This is a genomic window from Salinimonas iocasae (assembly GCF_006228385.1).
GTDB lineage: Bacteria > Pseudomonadota > Gammaproteobacteria > Enterobacterales > Alteromonadaceae > Alteromonas > Alteromonas iocasae.
Genome location: NZ_CP039852.1, coordinates 2,781,236 through 2,806,251, shown reverse-complemented (window position 1 = coordinate 2,806,251; position 25,016 = coordinate 2,781,236). Strand labels below are relative to the sequence as shown.

The 25,016-nt window shown below is 48.0% G+C and carries 20 protein-coding genes, 3 tRNA genes and 1 pseudogene; 16 read left to right on the top strand and 8 right to left on the bottom strand.

All coding sequences use genetic code 11. The annotated features are described in order from the left end of the window. Positions 1-24: 24 nt before the first annotated feature. Positions 25-966, bottom strand: a complete 942-nt coding sequence (locus FBQ74_RS12440) for a hydrogen peroxide-inducible genes activator (protein ID WP_139756968.1) — start codon at positions 964-966, stop codon at positions 25-27. A 108-nt stretch (positions 967-1,074) separates the two neighbouring features. On the opposite strand from FBQ74_RS12440, the gene FBQ74_RS12435 reads away from it, so the two are divergent. The 7 genes and pseudogenes from FBQ74_RS12435 to FBQ74_RS19315 form a co-directional block, all read left to right on the top strand. Continuing rightward, entirely contained in the window at positions 1,075-1,716 is a 642-nt protein-coding gene (locus tag FBQ74_RS12435; RefSeq protein ID WP_139756967.1) for a carbonic anhydrase, read from the top strand. A gap of 193 nt (positions 1,717-1,909) precedes the next feature. Then, positions 1,910-2,557, top strand: coding sequence for a carbonic anhydrase (locus FBQ74_RS12430; protein WP_139756966.1), 648 nt, complete (start codon positions 1,910-1,912; stop codon positions 2,555-2,557). Positions 2,558-2,566: 9 nt separating this feature from the next. Then, the gene (locus FBQ74_RS12425) at positions 2,567-4,111 is read left to right on the top strand and encodes a SulP family inorganic anion transporter (protein ID WP_139756965.1); all 1,545 of its coding nucleotides are present in this window, start codon (positions 2,567-2,569) and stop codon (positions 4,109-4,111) included. Between the two features lie 172 nt (positions 4,112-4,283). Next, entirely contained in the window at positions 4,284-4,928 is a 645-nt protein-coding gene (locus tag FBQ74_RS12420) for a carbonic anhydrase (RefSeq protein ID WP_139756964.1), read from the top strand. Positions 4,929-4,937: 9 nt separating this feature from the next. Further along, on the top strand, positions 4,938-6,575 hold the full coding sequence (locus FBQ74_RS12415) for a SulP family inorganic anion transporter (protein ID WP_139756963.1): 1,638 nt from the start codon (positions 4,938-4,940) through the stop codon (positions 6,573-6,575). Positions 6,576-6,726: 151 nt separating this feature from the next. After that, entirely contained in the window at positions 6,727-7,581 is an 855-nt protein-coding gene (locus FBQ74_RS12410) for a hypothetical protein (protein ID WP_139756962.1), read from the top strand. Positions 7,582-8,065: 484 nt separating this feature from the next. Beyond that, positions 8,066-8,189 (top strand): annotated as a pseudogene (locus FBQ74_RS19315) (DapH/DapD/GlmU-related protein); the annotation flags it as partial. A 206-nt stretch (positions 8,190-8,395) separates the two neighbouring features. On the opposite strand, the gene FBQ74_RS12400 reads toward FBQ74_RS19315, so the two are convergent. Both FBQ74_RS12400 and FBQ74_RS12395 read right to left on the bottom strand, forming a co-directional pair. Then, positions 8,396-10,492: a M13 family metallopeptidase gene (locus tag FBQ74_RS12400; protein WP_139756960.1), complete on the bottom strand. Its 2,097-nt coding sequence runs from the start codon at positions 10,490-10,492 to the stop codon at positions 8,396-8,398. Between the two features lie 2 nt (positions 10,493-10,494). Further along, on the bottom strand, positions 10,495-11,706 hold the full coding sequence (locus tag FBQ74_RS12395) for a GNAT family N-acetyltransferase (RefSeq protein ID WP_139756959.1): 1,212 nt from the start codon (positions 11,704-11,706) through the stop codon (positions 10,495-10,497). 74 nt (positions 11,707-11,780) lie between these two features. On the opposite strand from FBQ74_RS12395, the gene FBQ74_RS12390 reads away from it, so the two are divergent. The 9 genes from FBQ74_RS12390 to FBQ74_RS12350 all read left to right on the top strand — a co-directional run bounded on the left by FBQ74_RS12390 (position 11,781) and on the right by FBQ74_RS12350 (position 19,687). Then, entirely contained in the window at positions 11,781-12,239 is a 459-nt protein-coding gene (locus FBQ74_RS12390; protein WP_139756958.1) for a regulatory protein RecX, read from the top strand. 137 nt (positions 12,240-12,376) lie between these two features. After that, entirely contained in the window at positions 12,377-14,974 is a 2,598-nt protein-coding gene (alaS, locus tag FBQ74_RS12385; protein WP_139756957.1) for an alanine--tRNA ligase, read from the top strand. 135 nt (positions 14,975-15,109) lie between these two features. Then, on the top strand, positions 15,110-15,307 hold the full coding sequence (gene csrA, locus FBQ74_RS12380) for a carbon storage regulator CsrA (RefSeq protein ID WP_139756956.1): 198 nt from the start codon (positions 15,110-15,112) through the stop codon (positions 15,305-15,307). Positions 15,308-15,726: 419 nt separating this feature from the next. Then, positions 15,727-15,817, top strand: a tRNA-Ser gene (locus FBQ74_RS12375). Positions 15,818-15,855: 38 nt separating this feature from the next. Next, positions 15,856-15,932, top strand: a tRNA-Arg gene (locus FBQ74_RS12370). Between the two features lie 46 nt (positions 15,933-15,978). Next, a tRNA-Arg gene (locus tag FBQ74_RS12365) sits at positions 15,979-16,055 on the top strand. A 400-nt stretch (positions 16,056-16,455) separates the two neighbouring features. Continuing rightward, positions 16,456-16,740, top strand: coding sequence for an OadG family protein (locus tag FBQ74_RS12360; protein ID WP_139756955.1), 285 nt, complete (start codon positions 16,456-16,458; stop codon positions 16,738-16,740). Beyond that, positions 16,737-18,551: a sodium-extruding oxaloacetate decarboxylase subunit alpha gene (gene oadA / locus FBQ74_RS12355; RefSeq protein WP_139756954.1), complete on the top strand. Its 1,815-nt coding sequence runs from the start codon at positions 16,737-16,739 to the stop codon at positions 18,549-18,551. The genes FBQ74_RS12360 and oadA overlap by 4 nt, the downstream gene beginning before the upstream one ends. Positions 18,552-18,556: 5 nt before the next feature. Beyond that, positions 18,557-19,687 (top strand): sodium ion-translocating decarboxylase subunit beta, encoded by a 1,131-nt coding sequence (locus tag FBQ74_RS12350; protein WP_139756953.1) that lies wholly within the window; start codon positions 18,557-18,559, stop codon positions 19,685-19,687. On the opposite strand, the gene FBQ74_RS12345 is transcribed toward FBQ74_RS12350, so the two are convergent. Genes FBQ74_RS12345 through sapA form a run of 5 tightly spaced genes read right to left on the bottom strand, consistent with a single transcriptional unit; the run spans position 19,684 to position 25,006 of the window. Then, complete coding sequence (locus tag FBQ74_RS12345) at positions 19,684-20,490, bottom strand: ATP-binding cassette domain-containing protein (RefSeq protein WP_139756952.1); 807 nt, start codon at positions 20,488-20,490, stop codon at positions 19,684-19,686. The genes FBQ74_RS12350 and FBQ74_RS12345 overlap by 4 nt on opposite strands. Further along, positions 20,487-21,482 (bottom strand): oligopeptide/dipeptide ABC transporter ATP-binding protein, encoded by a 996-nt coding sequence (locus FBQ74_RS12340; RefSeq protein ID WP_139756951.1) that lies wholly within the window; start codon positions 21,480-21,482, stop codon positions 20,487-20,489. The genes FBQ74_RS12345 and FBQ74_RS12340 overlap by 4 nt, the downstream gene beginning before the upstream one ends. Beyond that, the gene (locus FBQ74_RS12335) at positions 21,482-22,375 is read right to left on the bottom strand and encodes an ABC transporter permease subunit (protein ID WP_139756950.1); all 894 of its coding nucleotides are present in this window, start codon (positions 22,373-22,375) and stop codon (positions 21,482-21,484) included. Before FBQ74_RS12335 ends, FBQ74_RS12340 begins: the two co-directional genes overlap by 1 nt. Beyond that, complete coding sequence (locus FBQ74_RS12330) at positions 22,362-23,390, bottom strand: ABC transporter permease (RefSeq protein ID WP_139756949.1); 1,029 nt, start codon at positions 23,388-23,390, stop codon at positions 22,362-22,364. The genes FBQ74_RS12335 and FBQ74_RS12330 overlap by 14 nt, the downstream gene beginning before the upstream one ends. Then, complete coding sequence (sapA, locus tag FBQ74_RS12325) at positions 23,387-25,006, bottom strand: ABC transporter substrate-binding protein SapA (RefSeq protein WP_139756948.1); 1,620 nt, start codon at positions 25,004-25,006, stop codon at positions 23,387-23,389. Before sapA ends, FBQ74_RS12330 begins: the two co-directional genes overlap by 4 nt. Positions 25,007-25,016 lie beyond the last annotated feature (10 nt).

Below are 25,016 nucleotides of genomic sequence, written 5' to 3'. Positions count from 1 at the left end.
GAGAGCCATCAATTACGGCGAGTATTACTCGGTTACCGTCACCGCGCCTTTAAGGCGATCTTCAATAATATTACGCATCATTGAAGACAGTTCACGAAAAAATGTACGAGATGGTGACGTATTACGCCATGCCAGTACATGCTGACGCACGATGGGCATGTCAGCTAACTCGCAAACATGCAGTGCTTCAGGTTTATGCAACTCAGAATGAATATACAAACCGGGCATAAATGCCACGCCCATCCCCATAACGACCATCTGGCGTAATGTATCCAGACTGGTACCTTCGTAATCACGGGCTACCCGGGCACCAAGCTGCAAACAAATTTCCTGAACCTGATGGTGAAAATGGTGCCGGTCCTCAAGTGTAAGTACTTGCTCACCCCGAATCAGCTCAGGGTCAATATAATCCTGTCCTGCCAAGGGGTGATCTGATGCCGTGACAAATTTCAAAGGCTCATAGAATAAAGGCTGGCTTTGAATCTGCGAGTTGGTATCTGACATGGGCGTAAGAATGAGATCGTAATCACCTGCCAGCAGGCCCTGCTGTAACTGAGTGGGGGCGGCCTCACGTACGTAAAATTTCAGTCCGGGCTTCAGTGCGTGAATATCCGGCAGTACATGTGGCAGCAGATACGGCCCCAGCGTAGGCGGTATACCCAGCCGGTACATAGTATTGTCGCCATCTGACAGGTTTCTGGCCATTTCACTGAAATGCAGGTTAGCGGTAAGCACTTTCTCAGCACTCATCAATAGTGCATGACCATGGGCACTTAATAAAGTGCCTGACCGTGAGCGCTCAAACAGGGTCAGCCCCAGGCTGGCTTCCATCGCATTTATCTGTGTAGTGAGTGTAGGCTGACTAATGCCTAAAGCCTGTGCGGCGTGGCGAAAATTCAGGTGTTTGGCTACAGTAACAAAGTAACGAATCTGGTTTAACGATGGTGATTTGGCATTGCTTAACATGTGAATGCTGTGCGTAGTAAAACTGACTGATAGGCAAAGGTTATCACCACTTCTTCAATCTGACTATGAATGAAAGTCGTTCAGGTTGCGCTTTGGCAGAAGATAACAATGAAACATGTAATTCAGGGGGTGGCAAAGTTTCAAAGCGATGTGTTCCCCAAAAAGAAAACAACATTCAAAAAGCTTGCGCACGGGCAAAATCCGGAAGTGCTCTTTATTACCTGTTCGGATTCGCGAATCGACCCTAACCTTGTTACCCAGACCGAGCCGGGTGAACTGTTTATATGTCGTAATGCGGGCAATGTCATCCCACCTCACAGTAACCAGACGGGCGGCATGACCGCTTCTATTGAATTTGCCGTGGCAGCGCTTGGGGTAACGGATGTCATCATATGCGGGCATACCGATTGTGGCGCCATGAAAGGCGCTCTGCACCCGGATAAACTCGCCGGGCTGCCTCACGTGGCTGAATGGCTCGGACACTGTCGCAGTGCTGTAGAAGTGCTTAAACATAAGCACCATCATTTATCAGACGACCATCTTAATGAACTGACCTGTGAAAATGTGGTTCAACAAATACAACATATTAAGACCCACCCGGCTGTCGCGGCAAAAATTGCCAGTGGTGAATTAAGACTCCATGGCTGGATGTATGATATTGAGTCGGGCGCGGTGACATGCTGGAACAGTCAGACCCAGATGTTTGAGGGGATAGAACAGCGCTACTCAGACGAAACAGTCAAGCCATAAATAACCGGGATATGATTAAATACATATCCTGACTGTTAGCCGGAATTGTCACTTAACCTGTCACCGCTCTTCGCCAAACTCGCTGATAGCTTTTAGCTATAGTGATAACTGGTATTTTTCTATAAAGCTATCAGGGGACACTTCTTCGTATTAATTATCATATTTTAGTTTAAATATTAATCGGAGATTATATATGGATCACGTTATTTCAGGCGTTGCTAAGTTCCAAAAAGATGTGTACCCGACCAAGAAAGAAACATTTCAGAAACTCGCCAATGGCCAGAATCCTGAAGTGCTGTTCATCACCTGTGCTGACTCACGCATTGACCCTAACCTGGTGACGCAGACTGATCCGGGCGAGTTATTTATATGCCGAAATGCAGGTAATATCGTGCCCCCTCATTCAAATCAAACGGGTGGCATGACAGCGTCAATCGAGTTTGCTGTAGCGGCACTTGGCGTTACTCATATCGTTGTATGTGGCCACACAGACTGCGGCGCGATGAAAGGCGCACTGAATCCTGAGAAGTTGGACAGCCTGCCTCACGTTAAAGAGTGGCTGGGCCATTGTCGCTGCGCCAGTGAAGTGGTTAAAGAAAAGCATGGGGAGCTGACCGCAGATCAACTGGATGAACTGACTAAAGAGAATGTGCTACAGCAGATGCAGCACCTTCGTACGCATCCGGCTGTTGCCGCAAAATTAGCAACTGATCAGGTTCAGTTACATGGCTGGGTTTACAATATTGAAAGCGGTACGGTGCTTTGCCATAACCCGGAGACGGGCGTTTTTGAAGAAATGGAACAAGCCTACGCTGAGCGCAAACTGGTGGCGGCAAAGTAGGTAGCAACCATGAAAGGTGAACTAAATTTTTCTGAGATCAAAAACGATCTCCCGGCAAGTATTGTCGTCTTTTTCGTTGCCTTACCGCTGTGTCTTGGCATCGCCCTGGCGTCCGGCGCTCCCCTGTTCTCAGGGGTGATTGCCGGTATCGTCGGTGGCATCGTGGTGGGCCTTTTCAGTGGCTCGCGGCTGGGCGTAAGTGGTCCGGCGGCTGGTCTGGCGGTTATTGTTTTTGATGCAATCGGTACCCTTGGCAGCTGGGAGTTATTCCTCTGTGCGGTCGTTTTATCGGGTGTATTTCAACTTCTGTTAGGGTTTGCCCGGGCAGGATTTGTTGCCTATTTTATTCCTTCATCGGTAATCACCGGTATGTTGGCTGGTATAGGCTTGTTGATTGTACTCAAACAAATCCCTTACTTATTCGGCTGGCATTCAGACTTTCTTGGTGAGGAGGCGTTCCAGCAGGTTAATGGTGAGAATACATTCTCAGCTATATCACACGCGTTGTCACTGATGTCACCTTCTGCGCTGGCAATTTCAGTGGTTTCGCTCATTCTGCTGGTGGTATGGGATAAGTATCTGACACAGGCGCACAAAATATTTCGTCTGCTTCAGGGGCCTATCGTCGTCGTGCTATTAGGTATTGTTACGTCACTGGCATTAGCGCAGGCTGGCATGCCATTAAAAGCCGACCAGCTTGTAACATTACCGGTCATTGATAGTTTCGAAAGCTTCACGAACGAAATGTCATTTCCGGCATTTTCGCAAATGTTTCATATAGAAGTAATAACCATAGCGCTGGTGATGGCTGCGGTAGCAAGTATTGAAACCCTGCTTTGTGTTGAGGCGACGGACAAACTGGACCCTAATAAGAATGTTACCCCGACCAACCGCGAGTTAAAGGCGCAGGGCGTGGGTAATATTGTTTCAGGTCTGATAGGCGGGTTACCGATCACGCAGGTCATTGTAAGAAGTTCAGCGAATATCGCATTTGGTGGTAAAACCAAGATGTCGGCCATCTTGCACGGTGTGTTTCTGCTGGTTTCAGTGGTAGCAATGGCTACACTGCTAAACCACATACCACTGGCTTCACTTGCGGCAATACTGATTACCGTTGGCTATAAACTGATGAAGCCTGCTACGTTTAAAGTGATGTATAAAAACGGGATGGAACAGTTTTTACCCTTTATCACAACTATCGCGGTGATGGTGGTAACGGACCTGTTGACCGGCGTTATTGCGGGACTGGTGCTGAGCCTGTTCTTTACGCTGCGCCACAGCTATCGTAACTCTTATCACTTCAAAGATACTGTTGACCATGCTGAAGGGATGGAAACGCATCATATTGTCATGGCTGAAGATGTGTCCTTTTTCAACAAGCCCAGAATTCTTAAGAAGCTGGATTCAATTCCGGCAGATACCAAAGTTATTCTGGATTTTTCCAACTCTAAATCGGTAGCTTACGATGTAAAAGAAACCGTAAAAGACTTTTTAGAGCATGCGAAATCTAAAAATATTCAGGTTGAAACTATCGCATTTCCTCAGTCTGCTTAACGCTGACTAACCAGAGCGGGCTTCGCCCGCTCTTCCTTTCTCGCCCGGGTTTCTTTATTGAAATAGACCCGTGATAGCTCGTGGTTATCACGAGAACATATATATTTCTATAAGACTATCAGTTACAACTCCGTTAATAACTATTAAAAATTGTAAAAAAGCGGAGTATAGAATGGATCATGTAATTTCTGGCGTCGCCAAATTTCAGGAAGAAGTTTATCCCAACAAAAAAGCGACATTTCAAAAGCTGGCAAACGGGCAAAACCCTGAAGTTCTTTTTATCACCTGCTCTGACTCACGTATCGATCCTAATCTGGTAACGCAAACCGGTCCGGGTGAACTCTTTATCTGCCGCAACGCCGGCAACGTCGTCCCGCCTCATTCTAACCAGACAGGTGGCATGACTGCATCTATCGAATTTGCTGTTGCAGCACTTGGCGTCAGTCACATTGTTATTTGCGGGCACACTGATTGTGGAGCCATGAAAGGTGCATTGAAACCTGAAGCACTGGAAGGATTGCCGCATGTTAAAGAATGGCTGGGACATTGTCGCTGTGCAACAGAAGTTGTAAAAGAGCGTCGCGGCAAAGTCGATCACGAAAACCTTGAAGAAGTGACACAGGAAAATGTTGTACAGCAATTACAGCATCTTCGCACGCACCCTGCGGTTGCAGCGAAAATTGCCACCGGTCAGGTTAAATTACACGGCTGGGTGTACAACATCGGTTCCGGTGACGTGCTTTGTTACGATGAAAGCAAAAAGACATTTGAGCGCATGAGCGAAGCTTACGCAGAACAAAAACTTACTTCAAAATAAGCAGTATCCATGTTGAAAATAAGTACATCTAATTTACGTGGCGACCTCACCGGTGGTCTGACGGCGGGTATCGTTGCGCTGCCGTTAGCACTGGCCCTTGGAGTTGCTTCAGGTCTTGGCCCTATGGCCGGTTTATACGGTGCAATAGCCGTAGGTTTTTTTGCATCACTGTTTGGTGGTACACCGTCACAGATTTCAGGGCCGACAGGGCCGATGGTTGTTGTTCTGGCTGGTTTATTTGCCAGCTTGTCCGGTGATGTCGAGCTGATACTAACCGCGGTGGTGATGGCGGGTATTTTCCAGATCGTCTTTGGCGTACTCGGTGTGGGTCAGTACATCAGACTAGTGCCATATCCGGTTATATCCGGATTTATGTCGGGCATCGGGGCAATTATTATTATCCTTCAAATTGGCCGGTTACTGGGGCACGAGCCACCAGGCGGTACAATGGGGGCTCTGGAATATTTACCCCAGGCACTGGCTGACATTGATTTTGTTACCCTGGCGCTTGGGCTTGGCACATTGGTTATTGCTTACAAGTGGCCGGCTTCTTTGGGTAAATATGTTCCCGGTGCACTGGCTGCGCTGATTATTGGTACGCTGGTAAGTTTAGCCTTGTCAGTGCCTATACTGGGAGATATCCCAACTGGCTTGCCGAGTATTCATATGCCTACCTTTACTGAAGGTAAGATATTTATGGTACTGGAAGCTGCATTTATTCTGGCGATTCTGGGGGCTATTGATAGCCTGCTGACTTCGCTGGTGGCGGATAATATGACGCGTACACGTCATAACAGTAATCGTGAGCTTATTGGTCAGGGTATCGGTAACACTGTGGCCGGTCTGATTGGCGGTATCGCGGGTGCCGGTGCAACAATGCGTACCGTGGTTAATATTCGCAGCGGTGGCAAGGATCGTATCTCTGGTATGACCCACGCACTGGTTCTGCTGGCGATCGTACTGGGACTGAGCCCACTGGCAGCGAAAATCCCGCATGCAGTATTGGCTGGTATTCTGGTTAAAGTTGGTCTGGATATTATTGACTGGGGTTATCTGAAGCGTGCACATACAGGTCCGCGCTGGGATTTTGCTCTTATGATTCTGGTATTGGGCCTGACCGTGTTTGTTGACCTTATCACCGCCGTTGGTGTGGGTGTGGTCCTGGCAGCTCTGGCCTATGTGCGTCAGGTTGCACAGTTACAACTGGATGAGGTCAATAAAATACCAGAGAACCTTGACGATCCGGAAGAAAATGCATTGCTTGAGAAGGCTGGCGGAAAGGTCAGTATGTTCAGCTTTGGCGGTCCACTAAGCTTTGGTGCTGCTGCTGATTTGGGCCACCATGTCAGAGAGCGGGTCAGAGAACGTTCTCAGGTGCTTATACTTGATTTTAGCCGGGTCCCCGTTGTTGATGTATCTGCAGCAATGGCTGTTGAAACTATTACCTCTGATGCACATGCAGCAGGGCGCGAACTGGTTATCAGTGGCGCTACGGACGAGGTGAAGAAAGTGCTCGATAGCATCAATACACACCAGCCAAATGTAAGAATGTTCAAAACACGCCTGGAAGCACTGGATTGTGCTTTGCGTATCATTTCTGACAAAGATGACGGGTCTGATGGTGAGGGGAAACTTGCCAGCGTCTGACCTCGTGTCATACTGACAAAGCCACCTTCGGGTGGCTTTTTTATGAGTTATGAATAATGCGAAGCGGTAGCGACATTTAAGCAATGCGCGTTTTAATTCGGTTCCAAATGATTTGATAACCAATCAATGCTGTATAATCAGGGAAGAAAAAGTGAGAAACAATGTTCGCAGCAACATTTTACGCCTTCTGGCCGCGATTGGTGGTGCACTGTTTTCAGTGCTGCCTTTACATGCTGACGATAGGGCACCCGAGTTAGAATATGTCCCCGTGGATCGTATCGCTAAATACAGCCCGCTTTTTATCGGCGAGACCCATGGCACCCGGGAAGTTGCCGGGTTCGTGACAGATCTTATTTCGCACTCAGTGAAGACAAGCCCCGTTGATCTCATGCTGGAGCTACCCGCAGATATGAATGAACTTATCCAGCACTACTTTTCAGATACAATCACATCTAAAGAATTGTTGGGACACAGCTTCTGGACGAGAAACATACAGGACGGAAGGAGCAGCGTTGCTGTCTTCAACCTGATCAAGCGGGTTAAAGCACTACGGGGCGAGCGGAAAGCGGTAGATATTATCGCCTTTGATACCCGAAGAGATGGGAAGAAAAAGCTCGGCGATCGTGAAACTATTATGGCGCAGAATATCAGCGCGCATATCGAGAAGGCGAACGAGCACGTAATTATTATTGTTACCGGGCGTGTTCATGCCAATAAGGCGCTTCTGTTAGATAATAATAGGCAGGCAGTAGCCACTCAGCTAACAGAAAGTCAGCGTTTTACCTCAGTGAATATGGTTGCCACCAGTGGCGATTACTGGGCATGTTTCAGCCATCCCGAGAAAATCTTTGATTGCGGTCGCAAAGTCATTGGCGCTCGTCAGATGACAGGTTTTGACCAGGCTATGCCTGAAGGAATTTACATTAATATGAAATCTGATAAGCACTTTGACGGCATTCTCTTTTTCCGCCACGTAGAGAGCTCACCCCCAGCTATAAATAGATAAGATTGCCGGTACTGTGTAGCGCGTTCAAACAAGTTTCAGCGCGCCTACATTAAATGTCCTACCATCAATGTCATTTACTCTTAAGTATAGGTATACTGCCGCGCTCCATGGACAGGAACAGATATTAGCAGGAAGTATGCTCAAAAAGCTTTTCAATAAAATAGTGCTCAAAGTATGATTTCCTACCGTACGCAACGACTCATTCCATGTCTCCAGGCGTTGTCAGCTGGGCAAAAAAGTACGCATATATAAAGGGGTCAGTATTTTTGACGGAGTAAGCATCGGCGACTACTCCTATGTGAATGCCGGTTCAATTGTCCGAAGCGGCAAAATAGGGCGCTATTGTTCTATTGCTTACAACTGCGTTATTGGCGCAGGTGAACACCCCTTAGATCGCTTCTCAACCTCATCCCGCTTTTATCGCAAAAATAAGTTAAAACATCATCTCAAATGGAAAGAGATACATTCACCGCCGATTATTGAAGATGACGTGTGGATCGGTGCAAATGTTACTATTCTGCAGGGTGTAAGAATCGGCCAGGGCGCCGTTATTGGTGCCGGCTCAGTATTGACCAGGGATGTCGAGCCCTATTCTATCTGTGTGGGGGTGCCTGCCCGTAAGTTAAAAGATAGGCAGGTAAAAGAGGAGCATCAGGTTTTCATTGAGAACGACTGGAATCTGATGTCTGAAAGCGAGATTTATCATAAGTTAGGACCAAGTCTTTTCAGGTAGCAATTGAATATTCCTGGCCATCATAAAAAAGGCAGCCACATGGCTGCCTTTTACTTCTAACTGTTCATCAGCATGCGCTGCTTACCAGATTTGTACACGCTCTTCTTTAGGCAGGTACAACTCGTCTTCGGGTGTTACGTCAAACGCTTCATACCATGCATCCAGGTTGCGTGGCGCCATAGTACGATAGCGTGCCGGTGCGTGCGGGTCAGAACGAAGCTGATTCATCAGACTTTGTTCGGTACGCTTCTCGCGCCATACCTGTGCCCAGGCCAGGAAGAAACGCTGGTCTCCGGTCAGGCCATCAATCACCGGTGCTTCTTTGCCATCCAGGCTGATCTTATAAGCTTCATAGGCCATTGACAGACCACCCACGTCACCGATGTTTTCACCCAGTGTCAGGCGTCCGTTAACCGTATTACCTTCAATAGGCTCATACTTGCTGTACTGCTCATCAAGCTTATCAACTTTTTCGTTAAAGGCTTTCAGGTCTTCTTCAGTCCACCAGTTACGCTGGATACCTTTGGCATCTGACTTTGAGCCCTGGTCATCAAAACCGTGACCCATTTCGTGACCAATTACCGCACCGATAGCGCCGTAATTAACGGCCGGATCGGCATTTGGATCGAAGAATGGCGGCTGCAGAATTGCTGCAGGGAATACAATTTCGTTGAACGATGAATTGTAGTACGCATTAACAGTCTGTGGTGTCATGCCCCAGCGCTCACGGTCTGTAGGCTCAAGTTCTTTTTCAACATCACGTTGCTGGAAGAATTGACGCAGGTTACGAACATTCTGTACCAGTTCGTCATCGGAAATCTTAACACCTTCCAAATCAACCCACTCATCCGGGTAACCGATTTTGGGACGGAAAGCGGCGAGTTTTTCTTTCGCTGCTTCTTTGGTGTCATCACCCATCCAGTCAAGGTTTTCGATACGTTTTTTAAGTGCTGCGCGCAAATTCTCTACAAGCTCCTTCATTTGCTCTTTAGAGCTTTCAGGGAAATACTTGTCGACATAAATCTTACCGATCGCAAAGCCAAGCGACTCAGTACCTGACATTTGTGAAAGTGCACGCTTCCAGCGCGGGCGAGGCTCCTGCTGACCATTCAGCGTTTTGCCGTAAAAGTTGAAGTTGGACATGAACACATCTTCAGACAACAGGTTCGCGTTGTTTGAAACCGTGTGATAAGTCAGATAGCTCTTCCAAATGTCCAAATCGGTATCGTTAACAATTTTGATAACATTTTTGATTGGCTCTGGCGTCGTCATGTTCAGCTCAGGTACTTTCAGACCAGAAGATTTGAAAAACGCGTCCCAGTCGAAATCGCTGTATTCTTCAGATAATTTTTCACGATCAATCTGATTCAGTGTCAGTTCGCGGTCACGACGCTTTTCACGCGGCCACTGGATTTCTGCAATTTTAGTTTCTAAATCCAGAATCTGCTGTGCTTTTTCAGCCGCATTTTCTTCGTTTGCCAGTGTCAGCATTTCTTCAACATGCGCGAGGTACGCTTTACGGATTTCGGCAAAGCGCTCCTGATCGCCCAGATAGTAATCGCGATCAGGCAGACCCAGTCCACCCACACCTACGGTTACCTGATATTCATTAGGATCAAGGCGGTTATACCAAAGGCCTGCATATAGCGGAGAAGCATTGCCGTACAACCAGGCACTGCCAAACAGCTCAGTCAGTTGCTGACGGTTTTCAAGACTATCAATTTTGCCCATTACATCAGAGATCGGCTTAAGGCCTTTCTTGTTAATCGCGTCAGTATCCATATAGGCTTTGTAGAAATCATGAACCATTTGCTCTTCAGCGTTCAGATCATCACGCGCCATGATATCGTCGATAATCGTCTTAACCTGTTCCTGGCTGCGGTCATACAGTTTGCTGAACGCACCATAGCGAACTTTATCTGCCGGTAATTCGAAATTGTCGTACCAGTTACCACTGGCGTAGCGGAAGAAGTCGTCACCCGGATCAACAGACTCATCGCGTGCTGATAAATCAACACCGAAGCTGCCAAGTTCCGGCTTGCCATCATTTTTTGCTGACGCTTTACTGGTTTGCGTTTTAGTTTGTTCAGCTTCCTGTGCGTTGGCTTGCTCAGGCTGTCCACAGCCCGCTAAGCCCAGTGATGCCGCTACCATTGCGGCGATTAAACTATATTTCATCGTTAGTTCTCTGTTGTCGTTGTTGTAATGTCGTTATCGACACTGGAATTGGTAAAAACGTTAAGTTGCTGTTTTGCTTTATCATTGTAAGGTAATACATCTGTCGCCTGTTTGAAATAGCCAGCAATTGCAGGCGTTTCACGGTGTAGAAAATCTTTTACAGCGTGATGAAAGACAGGCTCAAATAAATGGTGGCAGGAGTTGCAGAACACAGGCTCAAACCCACGAATAAGCTTGTGCTCTCCCTGGGTACCGGGGTTGAAGTATCGCAGATTGTTTTCTATTGAAAATTCAATACCCTGGTAATAGCAACATTCAAAATGTAGCTCATTGATATCTTCCAGCGCCCCCCAGTAGCGCCCGTAAAGGGCATGCTCGTCAAATAGTAATAACGCACTGGCACAGGGACCGTCCGAGGTACTGGCCACTACCAGCAGTAACTTATCTGCTAATGTCTCAGCAAGCTGGTAAAAAAATGCTTCGTTAAGATAGCCAGTATGGCCACTGCGTTTCAGATACGTCGCCTGGTAGCAGCGTATGAAAAATGCGATGTCCTCGCGGGAAATATTCTCTGCGGTTTTACGCTCAACCGTCACGCCCTGCTGAGCAAGCTGATTGCGTGCCTTTTTAATACTTTTACGTTTTCGTGAGGTCAGGGCCTGCAAAAAGTCATCAAACGTCTGATAGTCATAGTTGTACCACTGAAACTGAACACTATACCTGCGCGGAAAATCCAACGCTTCAAGTTGCCTGGCAGTTGCGCCGGGAGGAAATAATATGTGGGCTGAAGAAACGATATCGGGCAACTGGCATTTAATCTGTTCAGCAACATATAGGGTTAACTGTGTGACATCATAGTCAGGGTGCAGTAAAAAGCGCGGACCGGTTACCGGGGTAAATGGCACCGCGTTTACCCATTTGGGATAGTACGCAAGACCGTGCTGGTGGTAGGCATTCGCCCAGCCGTGATCGAAAACATACTCGCCATAGCTGTCATACTTGATATATCCGGGGACCACGGCAATAAGTTTATCGCCGTCAAAAACCGCCATATGGTGGGGTTGCCAACCTGTTTCATCACCTACGCAACCGGTATTTTCCAGCAACGAAAGAAACGTGTGGCTTAAAAAAGGCGTACCTGACGTATTTAGACTACACCACTGCGACGCAGAGATGTGCGACAGGCTATTGAAAAACTCTGTTTGGTATCCCATAAAGAAAACGGTGCGCCACTTTTGATAATTGTTGTCGGGGCGTTAAATGTCTAAAGCACCAAGTAGTTTAAAACATGTCAGAGTCTAACAGAAAAATCATTGTCGACGCGATTACCCGCATGTTGGCGCGACGAGAGCACAGCGTAGTAGAAATTACCACGAAACTTTCGCAAAAGGGCTATGAAGAAGCTGAAACTGCACCGATAATCGAAGAGTTTCGTGAAGCCGGTATACAATCGGACCTGCGATTTGCAGAAGCGATGGTGCGAAGCGCGGTTGCTAAGGGCCGGGGCCCAAGACGGCTGAAGGCAGACTTATCGGCACATGACGTAGAAGAAAGCTTCATCGACCAGGCAATCAAAGAAATAGCGCCAGACTGGTTTGAACTTGCGCTACGCGTGCGCATTAAAAAGTTCGGCGCAGCTGTACCCGAAGATTTCAAGGTCCGGCAAAAGCAAATGCAGTTTCTGCAATATCGTGGTTTTGTGCAAGAGCAGATACAATACGCAATTCGCGGCGATAATGCCGTATAAGGCAGCTTAACAAAAGTAGTATTTCCGTGGTATTGTTTGCGCAAGTCTGACGCCAGTCAGCGCGGTGCCTTTAGCGTAATTTTCTATGCCCACGCGAACTGAATTAACACTGAATTAAATAGGAAGTTTGGATCTCAATGACATTATCAACAGCTGACATACGCCAAAAGTTTTTCGACTATTTTAAACAGCATGGTCACCAAAGCGTGGCAAGTAGCTCTCTGGTTCCGGCTGATGATCCAACTTTGCTTTTTACCAACGCTGGTATGAATCAGTTTAAAGATGTTTTTCTGGGCACAGAGAAACGTAGTTATACACGCGCAGTCTCATCTCAGCGATGTGTGCGCGCCGGCGGCAAACATAACGATCTTGAGAACGTGGGTTATACCGCACGCCATCATACTTTTTTCGAAATGATGGGTAATTTCAGCTTTGGTGACTATTTTAAAAAAGAAGCTATCGAATTTGCCTGGAACTTTCTGACCAAAGAGCTTGGCCTGGCAAAGGACAAGTTACTGGTGACCGTGTTTCATAATGATGATGAAGCATTTGATATATGGGAAAACCATATTGGTGTGCCTAAAGAAAAAATCATCCGGATTGATACTGCTGACAACTTCTGGTCAATGGGCGATACCGGTCCATGTGGACCGTGCTCTGAAATCTTCTATGACCATGGCGAACATATCTGGGGTGGACCGCCAGGAACACCTGAAGAAGATGGTGACCGTTTTATCGAAATCTGGAACCTGGTTTTCATGCAGTATAACAAGCAGGAAGACGGTACGATGGAACCGCTGCCCAAGCCTTCAATCGATACAGGTATGGGACTGGAGCGAATCTCTGCAATTATGCAGGATGTTCACAGCAATTATGAGATAGACCTCTTTGAAAGACTAATCAAAGCAACCGCTGAGGTAGTGGGTACTACTGATTTGGAGAACAAATCGCTGCGCGTTATCGCAGACCATATCCGTTCATGCAGCTTTCTTATCTGTGATGGTGTAATGCCGGGTAACGAAGGTCGCGGCTACGTGCTGCGTCGCATTATCCGCCGGGCGGTACGTCATGGCTATAAGCTGGGTGCCCAGGACATTTTCTTTTATAAGCTGGTTGCCGCACTGACTAAAGAAATGGGCGAAGCCTACCCAGAGTTGGCGGACCAACAACCGGTTATCGAAAAAGTATTGCGCGTTGAGGAAGAGCAGTTCAGTAAAACGCTGTCTCGCGGTATGGCGATGCTCAACGATGTACTGAAAGAATTAGACGGTGATACGGTAGCCGGCGATGTTGTGTTTAAGCTGTATGATACCTACGGTTTTCCCGCAGATCTGACGGGCGACGTGGCACGTGAGCACGGCTACAAGATTGACGAAGAGGGTTTTGAGCAGGCGATGCAGGAGCAGCGCCAGCGTGCTCAAAAAGCCAGCAACTTCGGCATGAACTACAATGAGCAATTGCGAGTTGAACATGCTACCTCCTTCACCGGATACACCGACGTAGAAGGTCAGGCTAACGTGCTTGAGCTTATTAAAGACAATGCGTTTACCGATACTTTGAAAGATGGTGAAGAAGGTGTGGTTGTATTAGATAGTACACCTTTTTACGCAGAAGCCGGTGGACAGAGCGGAGATGCCGGTCTGTTGCAGGTTGCCGGTGGTGAGTTTGTGGTAACTGATACACAAAAGATGGGCAACGCGTTTGCTCATTACGGTAAAGCGGTCGGCAATATTAAGAAGGGCGATAAGGCGACAGCAAAAATTGATCGCGAAAATCGTGAGGCAATTAAGAAAAACCACAGTGCCACTCACTTGCTGCATGCCGCGTTACGTGAGGTCTTAGGCGAGCACGTTACGCAAAAAGGTTCTTTGGTTGAAGCACAGCGTATGCGCTTTGACTTTTCTCACTTTGAAGCCATTTCCTCAGACCAGATCGCGCTTCTTGAGCGCCGGGTTAATGAGGAAGTTCGCGCCAATCATGCATTAGCTACAGAGTTGATGGATTTGGATGAAGCCAAAGCATCAGGTGCGATGGCACTGTTCGGTGAGAAATACGATGAGAAAGTCCGCGTTGTAACGATGGGGCCATTTTCTGTCGAACTGTGTGGCGGAACGCATGTTGCTCATACAGGCGAGATCGGACTGTTTAAAATTGTGTCGGAAAGCGGCATTGCGTCTGGTGTACGCAGAATCGAGGCGGTGACCGGTGAGGCGGCTATTGAGGTAATTCAGCAGCAGCAGGCCACTATAAACCAGGCCGCTGGCTTGCTCAAAACCGATGCTTCAAATGTGCTGCAAAGGTTATCTGCGCTTCAGACACAAACTAAAGAGCTTGAAAAAGCGCTGGGCGCTGCCAAACAAAAACTGGCTAGCCAGCAAGGTGCTGATATGCTTGGTCAGGCCCAGGAAATAAACGGCGTTAAAGTGCTGGTGACCCAACTCGATGGTGTCGAGCCGAAAGCATTGCGAGGTATGGTCGATGATCTTAAAAACCGAATCGGGGAAGGCGTCGTAGTACTAGGGGTAGCAGGCGAGAAGAAAGCGAGTCTGATAGTTGGCGTTACTAAACAATTGACAGCGAAGGTTAAGGCTGGAGAGTTAGTAAACTATATTGCAGGCCAGGTAGGAGGCAAAGGAGGCGGTCGACCTGACATGGCGCAGGCCGGTGGTGATCAGCCAGAAAACCTTGGTTCCGCGTTAGACTCTGTTACCTCTTGGCTCTCAGATAAGCTATAATCTAGTTTAGCTGTTGATCAGCGGGTTTTTGATGTGACACAAAAACAGGGAATCGCTGCTGCTATCGCCGGGTCGTGCCGGTGTTAACGCAAAAATGAAAGGATATGTTCATAAATAAGGAACAGGAGCAAGCGAATGCTTATTTTGACTCGTCGTGTAGGTGAAACATTGATGGTGGGTGACGAAGTCACTGTTACTGTCTTAGGCGTTAAGGGAAACCAGGTGCGCATCGGGGTAAATGCCCCTAAAGAAGTGTCGGTTCATCGTGAAGAAATATATATGCGAATCCAGGCTGAAAAAGGCGGAGACGCAAGTAGTTCTGATAAAGAATGAAGTATTTCGATACGGTAAAAAAGGCTGGTTTTAAACCAGCCTTTTTTATTTCTGCTGTCCGACTCTGAGAAAGATATGATACGCAGGTAGAAAAAGTGAACAGCAAATTATTTGTGATGATGAATTTTTCATCTCTCAGTTGTCAAAGTGATTAAACAGTGCGCATTCAGTGCCTTCCAATGCAGTTTCTGATTTGCTTCTGGCAAATTCTTTGTTATCTTGGCGGGGTTGTTCGGGAGACGCCCTGCAAGTCAGGGAGTTAGTGAATGATTCAATACGTCATCGTATTGGCTTGTGCGAAAAATCATGATTTTTATGCTTTTTTGTACAAAGTGATTAAAATCCCGACGGGCATGCATTTTCTTTGAAAAAAGGTTTGACACCATCAGGTGAATCCGTAAAATGCAGCCCCACATCAAGGAGAGGTGGGTGAGTGGCTGAAACCAGTTCCCTGCTAAGGAACCATACGCATTACGCGTATCGAGGGTTCGAATCCCTCCCTCTCCGCCATATTTTGTTGGCGGCGACAACCAACACCATTTTATTGCGCGTGTGTAGCTCAGCTGGATAGAGTACCTGGCTACGAACCAGGCGGTCGGAGGTTCGAATCCTTCCACACGCGCCACTTAACAATTTGTCGCCTTATGAGTTCTCATAAGTTTACGTTTTACGCGTGTGTAGCTCAGCTGGATAGAGTACCTGGCTACGAACCAGGCGGTCGGAGGTTCGAATCCTTCCACACGCGCCATATTGAAAGCCCACCTTACGGTGGGCTTTTTTGTTTGCGTTCTATTTCTAGTTCTCCTCATACCAAACTACTTTTCCTCTTCTGATCTATGACAGTCTGAACAGTCCGGCGACTGATCCCATCGTAAGAGTCGTATCGTTTCTTATCTTAAGGCGATGAGTCAGCAGATAGGACACAGTCATCTGGCTGGTTACTGTAGTATTTATATTAGTGATGATAAATATAATTATTGATCATAAGCTTTTGCAATGAATGACCAGTGACCCGCACGACATATAGCCGCAAATAGACACATAATGCTGAATAAATGCTGCATATTTATGTATTTTGTACGCATGCTCATTTGTTATTTATGTATATTCATGATACTTAATTCCCACGTTTACAAATTGAGACACCAATGAATTCTGAAATAGCAGGACAGTTGAACGAAGCTGGGACCCTGATGCTGGTAGGAATGGGATTCGTATTCGCGTTTCTGGCACTTTTGATAGGCGGAATAAAACTTATTGAAGTTACCTGTCGTCGATTTCCGGGGGCGCCGGAACCTGTGGCTGCGGGTTCAGCCAGAAAGTCCGCCGGGCGTCATTCATCACAAGAAGTCACTCCCCAAACAATCGCTGCTATCAGTGGGGCAATTCATCAACACCGACAGGCAAAAACAAAACAGCAGGAGAACGCATGAGCAAACCATTGGCACTAACTGAACTGGTTTTGAGAGATGCCCACCAGTCGCTACTTGCAACCCGTATGCGTCTGGATGACATGTTACCTATCGCTGAAGAGCTGGATAATGCGGGCTTCTGGTCTGTAGAGTCCTGGGGCGGTGCTACGTTCGATGCCTGCATCCGCTATTTGGGTGAAGATCCGTGGGAACGCATTCGCGCGTTAAAAAAAGCGATGCCCAAAACCCGCCAGCAAATGCTGTTAAGAGGACAGAATCTGCTTGGGTACCGTCACTATGCTGACGATGTAGTAAAAAAATTCGTTGAACGTGCGCATCAAAACGGTGTTGATGTTTTCAGAATTTTTGACGCGATGAATGATGTCAGAAATCTGGAAACGGCAGTAAAGTCCGCTATTGACTGTGCCGCGCACGCCCAGGGCACGATTGCCTATACAGTCAGTCCGGTCCACACCCTCGATACCTGGCTGAATATGGCAAAAGACCTGCAAAATATGGGGGTCGACTCCATCTGTATTAAGGACATGGCCGGACTTTTAAACCCGTATGAGTGTGAAAAGCTGATTAAAGGTCTGAAAGAGACAGTGGATGTACCCATTGCTATGCAATGTCATGCCACTACAGGCTTGTCTACCGCGACGTATCAGAAGGCTATAGATGCCGGTATTGATATGCTCGATACGGCTATATCTTCAATGAGTATGACTTACGGGCATACTGCAACTGAAACCATCGTATCTGCAGTCGAGGGCACTGAGCGCGATACTGGCTTATCCCTGCCAGAGCTGGAAAACATTGCCAGCTACTTCAGAGATGTCAGAAAAAAATATGCGCAGTTTGAAGGTAGTCTGAAAGGTGTAGATGCGCGCATTCTGCTGGCGCAGGTTCCCGGTGGTATGTTGACCAACATGGAAAACCAGCTTAAAGAGCAGGGGGCGCAAGATAAGTTTGATGAAGTGCTCAAAGAAATTCCCCGGGTCAGAGAAGACCTTGGTTTCATCCCTCTGGTAACGCCAACGTCTCAAATAGTTGGTACGCAATCGGTATTGAATGTCCTGACCGGTGAGAGATACAAAAGCATCACGAAAGAGACCGCAGGTGTTTTGCGCGGAGAATACGGCGCAACGGCAGCGGCGGTTAATGAGAAGCTGCAGCAGCGCGTATTAGATGGTGACGAGCCGGTGACTTGCCGGCCTGCAGACAACCTGAAGCCTGAAATGGAGAGCCTTACCAGCGAGCTTGAGGAGCTTTCCAACGCAAAGTCTTTCACACTTGCGGATGCTAAGGTAGACGATGTGCTTACCTACGCACTGTTTCCTCAAATCGGTCTTAAGTTTTTGCAAAACCGCGGCAATCCGGATGCCTTTGAGCCTGCGCCCTCCGCAGAGGGCAAATCGCAGCAGAGCAAAGCTCAGTCTTCTGCTGAAACAACAAACGCAGCACCTTCGCAAGGTGGCCCGGCCAGCTATGATGTCTCCGTTGATGGAAAGGTTTACCATGTTGAAGTGGCCGCCTCAGGTGAGCTGACAGATGTTCAGCCTGCCAAAGCGAAATCACAAGCTGACACTGAGGAAAAAGACACACCAAAGGCTTCAGCGGGCGGACAGGCTATTGAATCGCCATTGTCTGGTAATGTATTTAAAGTGCTGGTTTCAGAAGGGGATGAAATTGCCGATGGCGACGTGGTAATGATTCTTGAAGCAATGAAAATGGAAACAGAAATTCGCAGTGCGTTTGATGGCACGGTGAGCCGGGTGCTGGCTAAAGAAGGCGATGCAGTTTCCAGTGGTCAACCCTTAATCGAGCTGTAGGTACCATGGAAAAATTCAGTATTTTGTGGGACAGCACAGCGCTAGCCCACTTTCATTATCAGCAGCTGATTATGATGGGAGTCGGACTTTTATTATTGTATCTGGCAATTGTAAAAAAGTTCGAGCCGCTTTTGCTAATCCCGATAGGCTTTGGGGCACTGCTGACAAACATCCCTCTGGCAGGCTTTTCTGAGCCCGGTGGTCTGCTTTACTACATTTATGAGGTAGGTATTGAGACCGGTGTGTTCCCGCTTCTCATCTTTATGGGCGTGGGAGCAATGACTGACTTTGGTGCGCTTATCGCCAATCCCCGCATGTTACTGTTAGGGGCGGCCGCACAGTTTGGGATATTTGCCACATTGTTTGGCGCTATTGCGCTTAACATGGTTCCCGGTTTTGAGTTCAGTCTGAAGGATGCGAGCGCTATTGCAATCATCGGTGGCGCGGATGGACCTACCGCAATCTTTCTGGCTTCCCGCCTGTCACCAGATTTGTTGGGCGCGATTGCAGTAGCTGCGTATTCTTATATGGCACTGGTGCCGATTATCCAGCCGCCGATTATGAAGGCACTCACAACCAAAGAAGAGCGGCAGATAAAAATGGCGCAACTCAGACCGGTCTCTCAGCGGGAAAAGATTATCTTCCCTTTGGCCGTGCTAATGCTGACCATCCTGTTTTTGCCTTCGGCGACACCGCTGGTAGGTATGTTCTGCTTTGGTAACCTGATGAAAGAGTGCGGCGTGGTAGAGCGGCTGAGTAAGACAACTCAGAACGAACTTATCAATACCACGACAATCTTCCTGGGGCTGGCAGTGGGCTCAAAGCTCTCAGCAGAAAAGTTTCTTACAGTAGAAACGCTGGGGATCCTTGGACTTGGTGCAGTGGCGTTTGCCATTGGTACTGCCACAGGCGTGTTAATGGCGAAATTAATGAGTCGGTTGTCTGGAGGAACCATTAACCCGCTGATTGGTGCTGCTGGCGTCTCGGCGGTGCCGATGGCAGCGCGTGTTGTAAATAAGGTAGGATTGCAGGCAAACCCGCATAACTTCCTGCTGATGCACGCCATGGGCCCGAATGTTGCCGGAGTGTTAGGCTCAGCAGTTGCTGCTGGTGTATTACTGGCGCTGGTAGGCTAGGTAATTTTTTGCTGAGGAACCAGTGACTGATACGCCAGTATCAGCTTTTTAGTCATACTATGCTGAGGCCATCTGAAGATGGTCTCGGTTTTCCCTGACTCTACGATGCGGCCATTCTTCATCACAATCACTCTGTCTGCAATATGTCTGACGACACCGAGATTGTGGGTAATAAAGATAAACGATAACCCCAGTTCTCTTTGCAAAGTAAGAATCTGATTAACAGTTTGTGAGCGGATGGAAGGGTCCAGTGCGGCAAACGGTTCGTCAGCAACCAGTATTTTAGGCTGAAGCACCAACGCACGGGCCAGGGCCACACGTTGTTGCTGACCATCAGAGAGCATATGCCGGTAGAAATACACGTGGTCGCGCAACAAGCCAACTTTGATAAGTGTTTCTTCGATTCTGGCGCGGCGCTCTTTTTCCGTCATCCGCGTGTTCAAACGCAAGGGCTCATCCAGAATCATTCCCACGGTGATACCCGGGTTCATAGCTTCTGTGCTGTGCTGAAAGATCATCCGGATATCATTGCTGGCATTGTATGAACGTGTAGAACGCCGTTTTGCCGCATTGTATCTTACGCTACTTAGTGAAATCTCACCCTCATCGGCAGCTACCGCCCCAACCAGCATCTTTGCAAGTAGCGACTTCCCGGCACGGTTTTCCCCAATAATAGCGATGGTTTCGCCCTTATTGACCGTTAAGTCGATAGGCCCCAGCTGAAATATCTCTGGCTTTTTTAACCAGCGCTTATTCTGGTCATGCCTGAACACCAGTTTGTTGACATGCATTAACTGGTTCATAGTTTTTCCATATGCAGCGGGAAGTGACAACTGTAAGTGTGATCGTGGATCCGTCTGACTGCCGGCGTTATAACACAGTCACGCTGTGCACGCGGGCACCTTGGTCCAAGACGGCATCCGATAGGAACGTGCTTTAGCGAGGGAATGGTGCCATCCAGCGTCGGAAGCAGACTTTTGGGAGGCAAATCATTCTGAAAGCTGGGCGCGCTGTCTAACAATGCTTTGGTATAAGGATGCAGCGGTCGCTTTCTAAGCATCTTCATCCTGCCAGATTCAACGGTCTGTCCGCAGTAAAGTACAGTCATGGAATGACACATACTGGAGATTGCCAGAAGGTCATGGCTAATAAATAAAATAGACAGCGATTTTGTCTGATTCAGCCGTGTCAGTAATTTGAGTACCTGGGTTTTGGTGGTTGTTTCCATGCCCCGCGTAGGATCATCGGCAATCAGCAACTTTGGTTGCGAAATCAGCGCCATGGCCAACATAAACTTCTGACTGATATCAGTGGGTATCTGATGAGGGTAGGCACTTAGGTAATGGCGGTGATGCTTTATCCCAACCTTGTGCACGGTGGATATGGCAGATTTGCGTCGCGACTGACGGCGCTGCCAGAACCATTTTCCCTCTACCAGTTCATCGGGAATACTCTCTTCTAACTGCTCGCCCAGAGTGGCTGACGGATCAAGAGCACTCCCCGGGTTCTGAAATACCACTGCGATATCCCGGCGCATGAGCTGCCTGCGCTCCTCGGTGGGCATACTTAACAGGCTTTTCCCTTTCCAGCTCATGCGATCAGCCGTCAGGTGAAATTTTTGCGGTAATGCGCCAGAGATGGCGGAAACAATCAGGCTCTTCCCCGAACCTGATTCGCCTACCAGTGCGCGGATTTCACCACTGTTGATAGTTAGATTAACCTTGTCCAGAGCTTTGACCCGGGTACCACCGGTTTCAATTTCCAGTGTCAGATTTTTAATATCGAGCATCGGCATTAGTGACTGACCCTTTTTCTGAGTGCTGAACGCAAGCCATCACCTACAATGTTTATAGCCAGCACCATAAGAAATATTGACAGCCCGGGCAATCCGACATTCCAGGGGGCAAGGTAAGCCACATCCAACCCGTCAGCAAGAATGGCTCCTAATTCCGGGAGCGGAGGCTGTGCCCCGAGATTTAAAAAGCCCAGCGCTGATACATCAATGACTGCGATAGACAGTGCCAGAGAGCCCTGAACAACCAGCATTTCAATCATATTTGGCAAAATAGAATGTCTGAACAGCTGCCATGCGTTCGCCCCATCAAGTTTTGAGGCTAATACGTATTCCTTCTTCATTTCACTGCGCACAAAAGAGCGGGTGTAATGTATAAACTGGGGAATCAGTGCCAGCGTAATGGCCCACATACTGTTAACCAGACCGGTACCCAGAATGGCAACGATAATAATGGCAATCAACAAGGTCGGAATGGCCATCAGCGCATCAAGTAAATGGTTGACTACACTGGATCTAACGCCACTCATCATTCCGGCGAATGTACCGATAGATACACCAACCAGCATGGCAATAATCACCAGCAATATACTGCTACCGAAGGTAACCCGGCAGCCGTATACAATTCGAGAGAAAACATCTCGTCCCAGCGCATCTGTCCCGAACAGGTGAGATATAGTGCCGTTAGTTTCCCAGCTCGGCGGTATAAGGAGGGAGTCGATATTCTGTTCTACCGGATTGTAGGGCGCTATTAGCGGCGCGAAAAGCGCAAAGATCAAAAAAATAGCAAGCACGAATAACCCCAGCACCGCGATGTGGCTGGAAGTAAATTCCCGCCATGTTCGCTGCAGCGGGGAGGGATGATACTCTTCTTCGTAGAGACTAAACTGTGGCACGTTCGTACTTGTCCCTGCTTGGGTCGATTAAACGGTTAAACAAATCAATCGTGATTGTCAGCATAATAACAACAGTTGCGACTGCTAGCATACCAACCCGTAATGCGGGGTAGTCGCGCTGATAAATTGCCTGAATAAGCCAGTTACCGATGCCAGGCCAAGAAAACAAGGTTTCTACAATCATTGCGTTGGTGATAAGTGACGTTATCTGAATGGCCAGTAACGGCAATACAGGTAGCAGGGCATTTCTTAATATATGGCGCGAGAAGGTTTGCCAGCGCGAAAGTCCTCTGGAGCGTGCAGCGGTAATATAGGGCCGGTTGAGCACATCAATAACCGAGCGACGCGTCATACGTATCATCGAAGCGGTAGAAATAACGCTCAAAGCGAGGGTTGGCAATAATAAATGATGAAATGCATCTCTGAGTGCCAGGCTGGTATCAATATTCTCAGCCAACAGGATATCAATTAATATGAATCCGGTTTTGTCGGGCACATCAAAAAGCAGGCTTATCCGGCCCGAAAGTGGCGCAATGTTCAACTCAAGGCTGAATAAAAGTATAAATAACAGCGCAAGCCAGAAGACCGGAAAAGAGTACCCCACCATTGAAACGGAATTTATCGAGTAGTCGGCCGCCGTATAGCTTTTCAGCCCGGCATAGCATCCTACTGGTAAGCCGATAACAATGGCGATAAACATCGCGTAAAATGCCAGCTCAATGGTAGCCGGCAATGCCAGGCCAATCTCTTCTTTTAGCGACAACCCTGAAGCGAAGCTGTACCCCCAGTTGCCCTGCAACATTTCTGTCAGGTAGTGAACGAACTGGAAAAAGTAAGCCTCATCCAGCCGGTGCTTTTGAATAAGTAGTTCGCGATGGGCATCGTTCTGAGGAACGATGCCGGTCAGGTTGGTCAGCACATCGCCCGGAAACAGGTACGCTAGGGCAAATGAAAGTATCGCCAGAACCAAGAGCGTCAACGAAAAAAGTATACCGAAGCGACCTAATATTCTCATGGCAGTTCTTTGGTTACTCCGCCAAATCGTATGCTGCCGTAGGGGTTTATCTGCATACCCTTAAGCTCTTTACGGTAAGCCTGATAACGAAACGCGTGTGCGATCGGTACAATAGGTAATTCTTTGTTTAGCAGCGCGTTCACCTGCATATAAATAGCCTTACGTTTTGCCAGGTCTTCGGTCTCAAGCGCCCGATTGAGCAACTCATCATAACGTTCATTGCACCACATTGCCCGGTTCGTACCTGATGGGATAGCACCACAACTTAGCAGCGGGCGATAGAAGTTGTCCGGATCACCGTTGTCGGCTGACCAGCCTATCAATACCGAATCATGTAAGCCCTCGCGCAAATGACGGCGAAAGGTGGTCCAGTCGTAAGTGACAATGTTGACGTTAATACCCACATCACTGAGATACCGCTGGATAAGCTCAGCCATTTTAGCTGCGTTGGGGTTGTACGCACGCTCGATAGGCATCGCCCATATTGTCATGGTGAAACCTGGTTCTATACCTGCTTTGTCCAGCAACCGCTTAGCCAAAACCGGGTTGTACGCGGTATCTTCAGCATCATTCTGATAGGCCCAACTGGCTACCGGCAACAGGCTTTTTGCTCTGGATGCGCTGTCGAAGTAGACAGCTTCAAGCAGTGTGTTTTTATCGATTGCGTGTGCCAGTGCCTGGCGAAAATCAGGATTATCAAACGGTGGCCGCTGAGTGTTAAATGCCCAAAAGCCGACGTTCAGACCGGGCTTTTCAGCAAGTTCTAGATCCGGACGATTGCGGATAATATCCAGCTCGGTCTGCGCCGGAAAGGCAATCGCATCACATTCACCCGTCATCAGCTTAGCCAGACGAAGTGAGCTTTTTGGCGTAATATCGTAAATAAGCCGGTCAGTGGAGTCTTTATCCTGCCAGTAGGCCTCATGGGCCCGATAGCGAATGTAATGATCTTTACGGTAACTTTCGAATTTGTAAGGGCCTGTACCGATAGGGTAGTGATCAATGCGCTCCGGCTTTGAGCGGTTCACCAGCGTATCAGCGTACTCTTTGGAAAGAATAACAGAAAAATCGGTGGCCAGATTGGCCAGAAATGAGCTGTCCCGCTCCTTCAAAATGATTTCTACCCGGTAACCGTTGATTCGCTTTACCGTCTGTATGTTCTGAGCAATCCCCAGGCTTTCAAAATAAGGGTAGCGCCCGCCTGAAATGTCATGGAAAGGGTGGCCAGGCTGCCGCCAGCGATTAATACTAAAAAGTACATCGTCGGCGTTAAATGTTCGGCTGGGTGTGAAATAAGATGTGCTGTGAAAAGCGACCTCTTTTCGCAGCTGAAATGTATAGGTCAGTCCGTCTTCAGATACGCGCCAGCTGCTGGCAAGACTGGGTACGATGCGTCCGGTTTCGGCATCAAAATCAAGCAAACGATCATAAAGCTGATGTGCGGTGGCATCGGACGTTGTTGCTGAGGTATCCAGTTGCGGATTGAAGTTGACTGGCGCACTTTCAGAGCAATATAAGATACCGGATTGATAAAATTTATCCGTGTCTTTTTTACTGCATGCGCTGATAGCAGTCAGCGTCAACAGGCATAGCAGAAGCGGTGCGGTGCGCGTCATTGTAAAGGTC